This window comes from uncultured Varibaculum sp. (assembly GCF_902489465.1).
GTDB lineage: Bacteria > Actinomycetota > Actinomycetes > Actinomycetales > Actinomycetaceae > Varibaculum.
Genome location: NZ_CABTZZ010000049.1, coordinates 1 through 12,952, shown reverse-complemented (window position 1 = coordinate 12,952; position 12,952 = coordinate 1). Strand labels below are relative to the sequence as shown.

Genomic DNA, 12,952 nt, shown 5'->3' with positions numbered 1-12,952 from the left:
TCAAGCAGAAGACGGCATACGAAACTGTGGAGGTGTATTGCTGGTAAATATAGACCGGCAGAGTTTCCATGCGACCGGAAAACACATTGTTGTTAATCGCGTCAAACATTCCGGCGGTAATCAGCAAAGGAGCCGTCTCCCCCACTACCCGGGCAATGGCCACCACCACGGAAGTCACCAAACCCGCTGCCGAGGTACGTAGCACTATTGATATCACAGTGCGCCATTTGGGAACCCCCAAGGCGTAGGAGGCTTCTCGCAAGTCATTAGGTACCAGCCGTAGCATTTCAGCAGATGAACGCACTACCAGGGGAATCATTAGTACCGAGAGGGCAACTGCCCCCATGAGACCGGAGCGGTAAGCCGGGCCAATCACCATGGTGAATAAAGCCGCCGCGAACAGGCCGGCAACGATAGAAGGAATACCGGTCATCACATCCACCAAGGTGGTAGTGAGTTTGGCGAACTTGGTGTTGCCCGCATATTCGGTCAGGTAGATGGCTACCAGCAGCCCCAGAGGAACAGAAATAACCGCTGCTACCAGGGTGATCAGTAAGGTACCCACCATCGCGTGATAGATACCGCCAGCTTCCATCCCCCCGTACACGCCTTTCATAGATACGCTCAGGAAGTAGGGGGAAATAATCCCGATGCCCCGACAAACAAGTTCGTATCCGATAGATCCGAGAATCGCCAGTACCAACAGACCACAAAGCCACATAGAAGCGGCAATAGCCTTATTAGTGAAGCGACGGCGAAAACTTAGCGCTTTTCCTCCACCCAGCCGGGCAGGCTGTACCTGCATTTTTGACTCGGTGTTGTCGGGTTTTTCCTGGTATTTAAGTTTTCTCTCTAGGATTACCGCCTGCAAAGCAGAGGTATTATCCGAGGAAGATAAAGCCGCAAGCTTATCGTTTTTACCCTGACTAACTGCTCGGGGACTGGCGGAATCTTTGCCGATGCCTATAGATTGTTGTTTCAACTTCAGGTCGCCCTGATTCTGATTTTGTTCACTCATTTATTTCCCCGCACTTTCTTTACGAGCTACCAACCAACGTGCACCCGAATTGACCAGTAATGTCAGCACGAACAGCACTAGACCGGTGAAGATTAGCGCTGCCGCCATATTGGAATCAGCCTCTGGGAACTGCAGGGCGATATTGGAGGCAATCGTAGAGTGCGCTCCCGCCCGAAACAGCGACCATACGTAGGAGGCGCCGGGAGAAAGTACCATCGCCACTGCCATAGTTTCTCCCAGAGCGCGACCGAGTCCGATCATCGCCGCTGAAACCGTACCGGAACGTCCGAACGGTAAGACCACGGTTTTTATCATTTCCCACTTAGTAGCTCCCAAGGCTAACGCCGCCTCCATTTCCAAGCTGGGGGCGCGAGCATAAACCTCTCGACACAGCGCAGTGATAATCGGAATCACCATAATCGCCAACACTGCTGAAGCGGAGAAAATAACCCGTCCAATCGGAGAAACCGGTCCGGAAAACAACGGGAACCAGCCGAAATAGGTGGCGAGAAACTCCATAACCGGCTGCAAGATTGGCAATAACACCAGTCCGCCCCACAGGCCATAAACGACCGAAGGGATCGCTACCATTACGTCAATCAATCCGGCGATTATTGCCGAGATTTTCTTAGGAGCATAGAAGTTAATAAATACTGCCAGTGCCATCGAAAGCGGCATCGCAATCGCCAAGGCAACTGCTGCTGCCAGCACCGTTCCAAATAACTGAGGCGCGACGTACTCCCAGATGCTAACCATTTCGGTACGTCCGCGCATTCGCAGGCGCAGATCCGGGTTAGAGATTGCCGGCCATGCTTGCAAAGTCAGGAACATCGCTACCAGGGCTAGCACGGCGGCAATGACTACCGCTGAACCTTTGGTAGCTAGATAAAACAGTCCATCCCAGTTGAAAATTCCCTTTCGAGAGAAAGCTGGTTTTGATTCTTGTTTTTCGGGGAGGGTTTTGATACTCACGTTTCCTCCAGGTGGTTAAGGCCAGGGATACCGGTATTTCTCCGGTACCCCTGGCCACCATTGCCCAAATATGGGGGGTCTTATTTGATTTCGTCGAGCGCAGTAGTGATCTTCTTGGTGATTTCCGCACCTAGGGGCGCAGATCCGGCTGCCTCGGCAGCTTTTTGCTGTCCCTCAGCGGATACCACATAGTTAACCCAAGCTTTCACCATTTTGGCGGTGTTGGTATCTTTGTACTGCGGGCAAACCGCGTAGTAGGAAACCAGTACCAGCGGGTAGGCTTCGGGATCATCCGGGGTGCGGTTCAGGTTCAACGCCAGGTCGTTCTTTTCCCGCCCGTCCTCAACTTTGGCACTTTCAACGATCTTGGCAGCTGCCTCGGCAGAGTATTCCACGAAACCGTCTCCTGCCTGCAGCGCGGCAGTTCCGAAGTCACCGGCTTGCGAGGCATCGATATAACCGATTGCGCCTTCAGTTTTCTTCAAGTTATCGACTACCCCCGCGGTTTTATCTCCGGATTCGCCCCCTGCTACCGGCCAATCCTTGGAAGGATCATCCGGCCAAGCACTAGGAGCTGCCGCGTGCAGGTAATCGGTAAAGTTCTCGGTGGTACCTGACTGGTCAGCACGGTGAATAGCCACAATCTTGGAATCGGGAAGTTTCGCATCCGCGTTATCGGCGGCGATTGCCGGATCATTCCACTTGGTGATTTCTCCCCGGAAAATCTTGGAGATGGTTTCCGGTTTCATATTCAGCGTCTTGATTCCCTCCAAGTTGAAGGCAACCACCACTGGAGATACATAAACCGGCAGGTTAATCGCCTTGGAGTCTTTGCAAACCGCAGCGGATTTATCGACTTCTTCGCTGGAAAGCGCCTCGTCAGTGCCCGCGAAGGCTACGCCTCCCTGTAAGAAGGTAGTAACCCCTGCCCCGGAACCAGTCGGGTCATAGGTTACTTCTACATTTTTAGCTACATCCGCAAACCCGGCTTTCCAGGCCTCAACTGCGCTCTTTTGGGAGGATGCGCCCGCGCCTGCAAGTTTGCCAGAAATATCGGTGGTCTCTACTTTCTTGGTGTTTTCAGCTGTCCCCGTAGCGTTATCGGAACCACAGGCGGCCAAGCTGGTTGCCGAAAGGGCAAGACCAGCGATAACAGCTAAAGATTTAATGCTCTTGCGCATGTCTTTCCTTCAATTCTTTTAGATCTTTCATTGACACTTGCAAGCTAAGACACGAAGTTAACGCCTCTCTGAAGCCAGCGTTAATTTTTGGTGAACATTATTTCCAAGTCCCAAAACTAGTCAGCTAAACCGCCTCTACCTGCAATAAGGCAGGTATCTAATTAGCCACCGAGGCGATCCACACCAGGGTGTAATACGGCAAAGTCACGCTTTGCTCAGGGTTTAAAGCTAAATCATCGAATAAATAAGAGCTCAGATTAGTCTGCAAATGCCGCTTTCCGTTGACGCTGGCTCGCAGATAGGATGAGCGGGTTTTCGCCAAGGTAAAAAGGGCAGCTACCGGTAGCGATATTCCCCATTGGAAAAGGCGTAGCTCCGGTTTTGCGAATCCCTTGCCCAGCTGAGGTACGCGGTCAGGATGGTGTACATCCCCCGAACGCATCACCCTAGAAAGCCGCTTTATCCAGGGAAAAGACACATTCATTTGGTTATATATAATCACTAGCCTCCCGCCGGGTTTAAGTACTTTAGCTGCTGCCGCGCAAGCCGCCTCCCTATCTACCCAGTGCCAGCATTGTGCAAAGCACAGCGCATCGAAGGTTCCGGGGGCAAATATTTCGGCCACGTCCTCGGCTTTACCCTCGTATAAGGGGATTTGGGGAAGGGATTCGCGGAACATTTCGCGCATTGCTGCCGCGGGCTCTAGGGCACTAACAGTGATTCCCCGTTCTGCTAATGCTCGAGTAAATTTGCCGCTACCAGCCCCAACATCAAGTATGTTCGGGTTTTGTAGCCCGGATAGTGCCGCGTCTACCGCGAGCGGCGGATAGTTGGGGCGGTAGCGCTCGTAATCGGTTCCGGCCAAGGTGTAGGGGTTTCCCCCGATAGCAGCGCCCCCTACCTGCTGGCTATCGGTAACGCTTCCGGGAGGCGGACCTAAATCAACCATAGGTATCGCGCGGACCGCGCCCTTTCACCGAACGCGGCCCATATTTCCACGAGGGCGCCTTCGGGCCTAACACAATCAACCGTTTGATCACTACTGCCCCGGCATGATCTTCGATTAGACCCATTAGTTGGGGAGTCAGATTGCGTAGCTCGCTGGCCCAGCGGGTAGAGTCGCAACGCAAAATCACGTCTCCATCTTTAATGGATTCAATCTGGGCATGTTGGGCTACCTGAGGGCCAACGATTTGTTCCCAATTGGCTTTTAGTTTACCTTCATCAAGTAGCTTCCCGAGCCCAAAATTTCGCACATAAGTTTTCCAAACCGCCCCTAAACTGCGCGGTTCTCGGCGTGACCATCTGCCACCATTCCCTGCCCCCGCAAGCCCGGGAGAGGGCTGCAATTGAGCTAATCCCGGAACCTGATCACGAGCATAGCTGTCATTGATACCTTTAACTCTCCCTAAAGAAATCTCCCCAAACTCAGTGGCGGATGCGTCCTCGGCCATAGGGGAGGTAGCGAGCCCATCCCAGTTTCGTCTTCCCCGAAAGCGCCGCAGCTCGCTGGCAGACATGCGGATCAAACCCTGCGAAAAGGCATGCTCTTGGGCAGCCCGCAGCATTCGCTGGGTGTAGGTGGGGGTTTCCTGAGGCTGCTCACTCACGAAGCATCTCCCCGATCATTTTCCGAGGCCGCATTACCGCCCTCCTGCTCGGGCAAGGATGCAGGTTGAATCCGGGTTCCCTGCCCTCCGCGTAAAACTTCAAAGAATTGTCCTTCGATTTCAGCAGGCAAGTCCTTGCGGTTGGTAGCGGTAATTAGCACCTGATCAGCGCGATCCATGAAATCCAGGAGGGCAGCGCGTCGAGAGGGGTCCAGCTCCGCGAACACGTCATCTAGAATCAGGATCGGAGTTTCCCCCACCTTCCGTAACAGCTCAAACTGTCCCAGACGTAAAGCCAGGGCAGCGCTCCAAGTTTCCCCGTGGGAAGCAAACCCTTTCACTGGCAAAGCATCCAGCATCACCGCCATATCGTCGCGGTGCGCACCTGCCAAATTTACTCCGCGAGTAAGTTCTTCCTGGCGGCGAGCCGCGAAAGTCTCCTGTAAGGCACTGGCAACCGCCTGAGGATCCGCCAGATCAGCGGGCGGATTAAAAGACGGCAGGTAAGACAGCCCCAAAGTTTGCGAGGAATTCGCTAAATGTTCTTCCCCGAGCACCAGCAAATAGGCCTGCGCCGCATAGGGGGCAAGAGCCTGCAAAGCCCGAACTCTACCTGCAATCAGACGCGCTCCCACCTGGGATAATTGGTTATTCCAAACCTCAAGCGTGGACAGTTCTAACGAAAGGTCTGCCCCACGACGCTTCTTTTTCGCCGCTTGTTTTAATAGGGCTCCGCGTTGGCGCAGAATTTTTTGATGCTGAGTGATAGTACCGGCCTCTACCGGCCATAATTGCACCAGCAAATCATCCAGAAACCGGCGCCTAGCTGCGGGGTCACCCTGCAAAATATCTAAATCTTCCGGCGCGAACATAGCGGTGGCCACCAGGCCGCGTACCTGTTTTAAAGGAACCGGGCTGCGGGCTAGGCGCGCCCGATTCGCCCTCCCAGATCCGATCTCCAGGTCAAGCAATACTTCTCGTTCTTGCAAATGAGCTTTCACCCGAATAACTGCTGCCGCGGAAGTGGCAGTATCAGCGGTATTACCCGCGGCGGTAGCGAGAAGTTCTAAATCTTGATCCTGGCTAGTTGCGATTTCCGAGTTTTCGCGCTGCGCCAGCGCCGCCGACTGGGGCGCAAAACGAACCAGGGCACTATCGGCGCTAGCGCGGTGGGAATGGAAGTTAGTTAAATATCCAATCGCCTCTACAAAATTGGTTTTACCTTGACCGTTGGGGCCAACCAGAATATTTACCCCCGGCGATAACTGCACTACACACTGATGAAAACTACGGTAATCATCAAGAGCAATACGAGAAATATACATAGCCTGGGGTGCGCTCTACCCTGTCCTTTAGGATGAGTAACGAATCGGCATTAACAGGTACCGGAAATCTTGGGAGTCATCCCCGTCCAGTTCTTCCTGCCCGGTGATTACTGCCGGTTTAGTGGGATGGGTAAAGGACATACGCACATAGTCGGAATCCAAAGCTCCTAAGCCATCCAATAAATACTGGGAGTCAAAGACGATCATCATTGGTTCATCAGCGATAAAGGTGCAGGTCATTTCTTCATGAGCCTGTGCGTCATTACCCTGACCCGCCTCTAAAGTGAGGTTACCGTCCGCAAAATTCATGCGGATCTGAGCGCTGCGATCGGTAACCAAAGAAACGCGCTTGATAGCCTGCTCTAGTTCTTCACGGCGAATAACTGCTTTGATTGGCGCTTCTTTAGGGAACAGGCTGGTCACCGGGGGATAATCGCCTTCCGTTAACTGGGAGGTAATCTTGCGTCCTCCGGCCTCGAGAGCAATGATCGCTCCTCCTTCGGAAGAATTTTCCAGACCGAGGTGAATCTCGCCGGAACCAGACAGCGCTTTGGCCATTTCGGAAAGAATCCGCGACTTCACCAGGGCATCGGCAGAGAAATCAGTTTGTTTCGGTTGCCAATCCATTTGCCGTACTGCCAGGCGGTACCGGTCAGTAGCCATCAAGTTCAGGTGGGAATCTGATAGCTCCATCCGGACAGTCGCCAGTAGAGGTAGCGCTTCATCGGAGGAGGCCGCGCGGGAGACTTGTGCGACCGCTCGCGCGAACTCGCCGGAGTCAACGTCCCCGACCGCTTCGGGAACTTGTGGCAGTGCCGGATAGTCATCGAGGGGCATTACTGCCAGCTGGAAACTGGAGGCGCCGCAAGAAATAATGACTTTGCCCCCCTCCATCTCGACAGTTACTGGTTTCTTGGGGAGTTGCTTACAAATGTTGGCCACCATTTTTCCAGAAACCAGGACTTCTCCCTCCGATTCGATGTCGGCCTCAAATTGGTTCCGGGAAGAAACTTCATAGTCGAAGCTGGAGAGAGTTACGATACCGGCCTTGGCGCTCATCCACACCCCGCCTAGTACTGCTACTGCTGGACGTGCCGGCAAAGTGCGGGCGGTCCAGCTGATCGCGTCCTCGAAAACGTCGCGCTCGACTACGAACTTCATGCGCTGCCCCTTTATCTTCTTGACCATGGTTTATGGCGCGGAATCTGCAAAATTCAGCCGGTAATTGCCGGGCTGAATCATTTGTTCAGTCTCCCATTATAAGGTTTCACATCCCGAATAGCACCAAAGTGATCAAAACTGGGGATAACGCGCCGATTCTGGCGCTAGATCAGAATTATTATCTATAGATTTTCGTGCTGCACAGGAGGCCGCTTTAAGGGTAAGCGGGGGGCAGCCGCGATCAGTTCGCGAGTATAATCTTGCTGCGGATCCGAAAATACCCGCTCAACTGAGCCGGCTTCCACGATTTTTCCTTCACGCATGACCACTACCCGCTGACATAGATGGCGCACCACCGCCAAATCGTGACTGACAAATAATAAAGTCAAGTTCTCTCGCGAGGCGATCTGCATGATCAGGTTCAGCACTTGAGCTCTTACCGAAACGTCCAGTGCCGAGACCGCTTCATCAGCTATTAGCACCTGAGGACGGGCAGCAAGGGCGCGAGCCAAAGCAATCCTTTGACGCTGTCCTCCCGAAAACTGGTGGGGATATTTGAGGGCGTCCTCGCTACTTAAACCAACTTCGCTCAGCACTTCTTGTAGACGCGTCGAGGTATCGGTAGGCACCCCTTCCCGCCCCCGCACCCAGGGAGAACGCAAGGGTTCGGTAATAATCTTTCCTACCCGCATCCGGGGATCTAGGGAACTGAGCGGGTCTTGAAACACGATCTGTACCCGCGAACGCAAATTTCCTAACTGCTTTTCTTTTAATCCCGTAATCTTTTGCCCATCGAACCAGATTTCCCCGCTAGTAGGACGAGAAAGGGCGCATAGCATCCGCACCAGGGTAGACTTCCCGGAACCAGATTCCCCCACGATTCCCAGGCGTTCGCCGGAATTAATTTCCAGGTTTATGCCCGCTACCGCGCGTACCTGGCCATTAGAGCGCGGATAGATTTTCACCAAATCTTGGGCGAGGAAAATCGGTTGCTCACTCATCGCTCCCCCTAAAGAAATCACTGAGGACGGGTAGGCGCTGGCCGGGTGCTACTGCCGCAATATCTGCGGTTGCCAGTAAGCCGCGAGTATAGGGATGTTTAGGCCGTTCAAGCAGTTGCCGGAGGGGGCCGCGTTCTACGATTTGCCCCTGATACATCACCAGCAGATAGTCACAAATCTGGTTAACCACTGCTAAATCGTGGCTAATAAACAGACAGGCCGCAGCGCTATCAGATAGTTCTTTATCTAAAAGCCGCAGCACTTTCGCCTGCACAGTCACGTCCAAAGCAGTGGTGGGTTCATCGCAAATCAACAGCTGGGGGGCATTTATCAGCGCCATCGCCATCATGACTCGTTGGCGCTGTCCTCCAGACAGCTGATGAGGGAAAGCATTAGCACTTTGCTCCGGATCCGGCAGACCCACCCTCTGAAGCATTTTTATTACTTCCTCGCGTTTTCCCCGTTTACCGCGTTGATGCAGCGCTAAAACCTCGGCCACCTGTTTACCAACCCGCATCGTGGGGTCAAGGGCGGTCATGGGTTCTTGGAAAATCATCCCGATTTTCTCGCCCCGCAACTGTGCCAACTGTCTATCTGTCAGGGATAAGAGTTCTTGGCCGTCAAGACGAATAGAACCGGAAACTCGCGCGCCCTCATCAAGGAGACCCATAAGAGATAGGGCGGTCACCGATTTACCGGAACCAGATTCTCCAATCAGCCCCACGCGTGCCCCGGGCGGGATTTCAAAACTGATTCCTTTAACTGCCTGGCGGTCGCGAAAAGAAACCTGCAGGTTATCTACTTTTAGTCCCTTCATTTTCGCTCCCGAAGTCGCGGATCCAGTACTTCACGCAGCCCATCCCCTAATAGGTTGAACCCCAGGACAGTAAGGGCGATTCCCAGCGCCGGCCACAGCGCCAACTGCGGGGTAACCAACAGTGATTTTTGGGCTTCAAATAGCATTAACCCCCAGGTGGGAGTGTCCGGGCGAGTCCCTAACCCCAGATAGGAAAGGGCGGCCTCCGCCAAAATCGCGAGGGCGAAACTCACCGATGCCTGCACGATTATCGTCGGCATAATATTGGGCAAAACGTGGGTGAAAGTCGAGCGATACCGGGGGGTACCTGCTGCCCTGGCCGCCACCATATAGTCCTGCGACATTACCCCCAAGGTAGCTGCCCGCACGTTACGGGCAAAAGCCGGAATCGAGGCGATCCCGATCGCCACCATGGCCGTCCAAGTAGACCCGGATCCACGCGCTGCCGCCAGTAAAATCGCCAGGAGCAGGGCGGGGAAAGCATAAAGAATATCGAGGCCGCGTTCAATAATCTTAGCTGGCCAGCCTCCGCGTTGAGCCGCATAAACACCCAGGGGAACCCCGATGATGGCGCCGATACTGACCGACACTATCCCCACTAACAGGCAGACTCCGGCTCCCGAGAGCATTCTCGAAAACACGTCGCGGCCAAAATCATCAGTACCGAAAATATGGGAGGACGAGGGCGCACTTAAACGCTGTTCGCTCACTTCCGTAGGATCAAAAGGCAGATATAGGAAGGACACTATTCCCATCAGCACTATCAGGCTGACAAGCGCGATTCCCATCCACAGGCTGGGGTGGCGGCGCAGCGATATTTTCTGATCGGTCTTCACCGTTCCACCCCCTGCCGAATTCTTGGATCCAGCAACTGGTAGACCACATCCACCAGGGCATTAATCACCAATACTGCTGCCACTAGCAGCATGACCACCGCTTGCACCACGGTTAAATCTCGCTGCCCGACTGCCGCGATCAGATAGGTACCCAAGCCGGGGATTGCAAACACCTGCTCGACCACAATCGCCCCTACCAGCAGGGTGGATAGTTGTAATCCCAGGACCGTGATTACCTGTAACGATGCGTTCCTCACCCCGTGACGCAGTAGTGCTCCCGGAAAACGCCAACCAATCGCCCTCGCCGTACGGAAATAATCCTGCTTGATTACTTCGATAAAAGCCGAGCGGGTGTAACGGGTTAGTACCGCTCCTTGCACTATCGCTATCGAAAGCGCCGGTAAGCAAAGATAGCGTGCCCATGCCAGAGGATCTTCTCGAAAAGAAACATAGCCATTGGCCGGCAAAACCTGCAGTTTTACTGCAAAAACTATGGTTAGTAGCATGCCTGCTAAGAAAGCCGGAACCGCCATTCCCAGCTGGCTGAGGGCGGAAACCACGATCCCGCTCTTGCGGTTGCGCCACAGCGCCCCCACCATTCCCAGGGGAATGGCCAGCAGCAACGCCAAAAACATTCCTGCAAAGACCAATGAAAATGTAGCCTCAAGACGGTGAGGTAGCTGCTCAGATATTGCCTGCCCCGTGAAAATCGAGGTACCGGGATCTAGACGAATCATTCCTGATAGCCAGCTAAAATAGCGCAGAATCAGTGGCTGATCTAGTCCCATTGCTGCCCGCAGTTTCGCCACCGACTCCGGGTCGGCATTCGCCCCTAAAATTACCCCGGTAACATCCCCAGGCAGCAGATTTATTAGCAAAAACACCACCACAGAGGCCACTATCAGGCTAACTAATAGGGTCACAATCCGTTTAAGGATGGCTTTTGCTGACGCTTTCATTTCAGCTTTGGTAGCTAATGGAAGACAAATCGAAGGACAGTCCGGTTACGTTCGCGGCCAAACCGCTAATATCTGCCTTGGTGACAATCAGGTTAGGCAATAGCCACAAGAACCCGGCAGCGGCATCATCAGATAGTACCTTTGCTGCCTGCTTCATGTATTTTACCTGTTCTTCCGGGGAAGCTTGATCTGCTTTTTGATACAAGTCCCGGAACTGCTCGGAATCGTAATGCCAATAATAGTCAGTGTTGGTAAAGCGGGAAATATCGCGTGGCTCCATATGGGCAACAATAGTCAGGTCGTAGTTAGATTTGACCATCACTTCATCAATCCAACGTGCCGGGAACTCTAGCTGTTCAATATCCAAGGAAATCCCCACTTTGGACAGCTGACTCTTGATATGAGTGGCAGCACCCGAAGCATAGGGCAAAGTCGGAATCCGCATTTTTAAGGTGAGCCCGTCGCCATATCCCGCCTCTGCCAGTAGTTTCTTGGCTTTTTCCCGATCTACCGGGTAGGCCGTCGACAGATCTTCATACCAGGGATCAGTGGGAGGTACCATCGATCCGATCATCAAACCTTTACCTGCCCAAACGGCGTCCCGTACCGCTTTACGGTCAAGGGCATAGTTAATAGCTTGGCGCACTCGCTTATCTTTGAGGGCTTCGCGCTGCTGGTTCATGCCCATCACTACTTCACCGTTAGTGTGTCCTTCCAGTACTTTAAACCGGGAATCGCCAGTGAATTTATCGAGTGCTTGAGGGGCAGCCAGGTTAGAAATAATATCGAGCGAGCCAGAGAGCATCGCGGTATTCATCGCGTTAGGGTCAGAGAAGTAGCGGAAGGTCGCTCCCTTAACTTTGGGTTTATCTCCCCAATATTTTTGGTTAGTGGCTAACTGGATTTCTTCTCCCTGCCGCCACTCTTTCAGGGTGTACGGGCCAGAACCAGCTGGTTTAGTAGCTAAGTCTCCCTTATCAAGTGCCTGCGGATCGTAAATAATCCCAGCGGTGGAACTCATGTAATATAGCCACGCATTCGAGGGGTGGGAAAGCTCAAACTGTACTTTGTTTCCCCCGAGATCCTTAACTGCCTTCAGGGCTTCCATCTCTTGCTTGCGGGTGGGGCTGACGGTCTTATCGTTAAGGAGGTAGTTAAAACTTTTCGCGACTGCTGCCCCATTGACGGGGGCGCCGGAAGCGAACTTCGCGTCCTTCAAAGTAAACGTGTAGGTCTTTCTGTCCGGTGAAACCTCGTAGCTTTTCGCCAGCAGCGGCACGATCTTGCCTTTACCATCAACTCGCAGCAGAGTTTCATATACGTTATAGAGCAGCGCATAGGTAATCGCTGCCGCATCGTTATGCGAGGGATCTAAAGTCGAGGGCGTGGCATGCACCCCGATCGTGAGCACTCGTTCCGATTTATTAGTGGAAGAATTAGTGCTGGAACAGCCAGCTAATACCAAACCGGCAACCGCCAGCACGGCCAAAAGACGCTTACGCAAGGATCTCCCCTTTGTCGATAATGGGTCATGATCGCTTCAATCATAGTCGCTAACCCGCCTCACTATAATTTCCCGCCAGATACCAGCTGCTCGGATATATTCCATAGGCGCAGACGAGGGCGCGGGGGGAGAAGTTTTTCCTCCGGTAGTCGTCCGCGCACAGGGGCGGATTTTGCCTCGCGCCCCGAAATCCGGAAAATGCTCTGGCATTTTCACGGATTTAACGCCCGGAGCCTACCCTGCGGCATAAATCCGCCCCTGCACGCTCAGTGCGCGTACCTTACGAGAATCTTGTACCAGCTGTACCCCTTGTGTGGGGGAGAAGTTTTCCCTCCTGCCCAAGAATTCGAAAAACGTAGCGACGTTTTCCGAATTCTTATGCCCACCGCGCCCACTCGGATAAAACCTAGCCCTCATGTGACATCAAGTAGTTAGCTTCAAAATCTAAGGTGCTAGCAAGGGTCGCGGCCGGTAAAAGATACGAGAGGGCTTTGACCGGCTAAGCCGGTCACGGGGTCCCCGGAGTGCTTTTACCGAGCCAGACCCGGATTGAGGTATGACATGAATC

Annotated in this window: 11 protein-coding genes; all 11 read right to left on the bottom strand. The window is 53.5% G+C overall.

The window, feature by feature from the left end; genetic code table 11:
• Nucleotides 1-1,018: 1,018 nt before the first annotated feature.
• The 11 genes from pstC to RDM26_RS07715 all read right to left on the bottom strand — a co-directional run bounded on the left by pstC (nucleotide 1,019) and on the right by RDM26_RS07715 (nucleotide 12,384).
• Nucleotides 1,019-1,990: a phosphate ABC transporter permease subunit PstC gene (gene pstC, locus RDM26_RS07765; protein ID WP_307738404.1), complete on the bottom strand. Its 972-nt coding sequence runs from the start codon at nucleotides 1,988-1,990 to the stop codon at nucleotides 1,019-1,021.
• 80 nt (nucleotides 1,991-2,070) lie between these two features.
• The gene (gene pstS, locus RDM26_RS07760; protein ID WP_307738403.1) at nucleotides 2,071-3,171 is read right to left on the bottom strand and encodes a phosphate ABC transporter substrate-binding protein PstS; all 1,101 of its coding nucleotides are present in this window, start codon (nucleotides 3,169-3,171) and stop codon (nucleotides 2,071-2,073) included.
• A 157-nt stretch (nucleotides 3,172-3,328) separates the two neighbouring features.
• Nucleotides 3,329-4,120 carry a methyltransferase domain-containing protein gene (locus tag RDM26_RS07755; RefSeq protein ID WP_307738402.1) on the bottom strand — a complete coding sequence of 264 codons (792 nt, stop codon included), beginning with the start codon at nucleotides 4,118-4,120 and terminating at the stop codon, nucleotides 3,329-3,331.
• Entirely contained in the window at nucleotides 4,113-4,781 is a 669-nt protein-coding gene (locus RDM26_RS07750) for a DciA family protein (protein WP_307738401.1), read from the bottom strand. The genes RDM26_RS07755 and RDM26_RS07750 overlap by 8 nt, the downstream gene beginning before the upstream one ends.
• On the bottom strand, nucleotides 4,778-6,106 hold the full coding sequence (gene recF, locus RDM26_RS07745; protein ID WP_307738400.1) for a DNA replication/repair protein RecF: 1,329 nt from the start codon (nucleotides 6,104-6,106) through the stop codon (nucleotides 4,778-4,780). Before recF ends, RDM26_RS07750 begins: the two co-directional genes overlap by 4 nt.
• 27 nt (nucleotides 6,107-6,133) lie before the next feature.
• Nucleotides 6,134-7,267, bottom strand: a complete 1,134-nt coding sequence (gene dnaN / locus RDM26_RS07740; RefSeq protein ID WP_307738399.1) for a DNA polymerase III subunit beta — start codon at nucleotides 7,265-7,267, stop codon at nucleotides 6,134-6,136.
• Between the two features lie 182 nt (nucleotides 7,268-7,449).
• A complete protein-coding gene (locus RDM26_RS07735) occupies nucleotides 7,450-8,268 on the bottom strand; it encodes an ATP-binding cassette domain-containing protein (protein WP_307738398.1) in 819 nt (272 codons plus the stop codon).
• Entirely contained in the window at nucleotides 8,261-9,085 is an 825-nt protein-coding gene (locus RDM26_RS07730; RefSeq protein WP_307738397.1) for an ATP-binding cassette domain-containing protein, read from the bottom strand. Before RDM26_RS07730 ends, RDM26_RS07735 begins: the two co-directional genes overlap by 8 nt.
• On the bottom strand, nucleotides 9,082-9,921 hold the full coding sequence (locus RDM26_RS07725) for an ABC transporter permease subunit (protein ID WP_307738396.1): 840 nt from the start codon (nucleotides 9,919-9,921) through the stop codon (nucleotides 9,082-9,084). The genes RDM26_RS07730 and RDM26_RS07725 overlap by 4 nt, the downstream gene beginning before the upstream one ends.
• The gene (locus RDM26_RS07720; RefSeq protein WP_307738395.1) at nucleotides 9,918-10,880 is read right to left on the bottom strand and encodes an ABC transporter permease subunit; all 963 of its coding nucleotides are present in this window, start codon (nucleotides 10,878-10,880) and stop codon (nucleotides 9,918-9,920) included. Before RDM26_RS07720 ends, RDM26_RS07725 begins: the two co-directional genes overlap by 4 nt.
• Nucleotide 10,881: 1 nt before the next feature.
• Nucleotides 10,882-12,384 carry an ABC transporter substrate-binding protein gene (locus RDM26_RS07715; protein WP_307738394.1) on the bottom strand — a complete coding sequence of 501 codons (1,503 nt, stop codon included), beginning with the start codon at nucleotides 12,382-12,384 and terminating at the stop codon, nucleotides 10,882-10,884.
• Nucleotides 12,385-12,952: the final 568 nt, after the last annotated feature.

Bases quoted from the DNA above. Each gene is read 5' to 3' on its own strand.
- pstS (WP_307738403.1), bottom strand. From the start codon at position 3,171: ATGCGCAAGAGCATTAAATCTTTAGCTGTTATCGCTGGTCTTGCCCTT.
- RDM26_RS07755 (WP_307738402.1), bottom strand. From the start codon at position 4,120: ATGGTTGATTTAGGTCCGCCTCCCGGAAGCGTTACCGATAGCCAGCAG.
- recF (WP_307738400.1), bottom strand. From the start codon at position 6,106: ATGTATATTTCTCGTATTGCTCTTGATGATTACCGTAGTTTTCATCAG.
- dnaN (WP_307738399.1), bottom strand. From the start codon at position 7,267: ATGAAGTTCGTAGTCGAGCGCGACGTTTTCGAGGACGCGATCAGCTGG.
- RDM26_RS07735 (WP_307738398.1), bottom strand. From the start codon at position 8,268: ATGAGTGAGCAACCGATTTTCCTCGCCCAAGATTTGGTGAAAATCTAT.
- RDM26_RS07730 (WP_307738397.1), bottom strand. From the start codon at position 9,085: ATGAAGGGACTAAAAGTAGATAACCTGCAGGTTTCTTTTCGCGACCGC.
- RDM26_RS07720 (WP_307738395.1), bottom strand. From the start codon at position 10,880: ATGAAAGCGTCAGCAAAAGCCATCCTTAAACGGATTGTGACCCTATTA.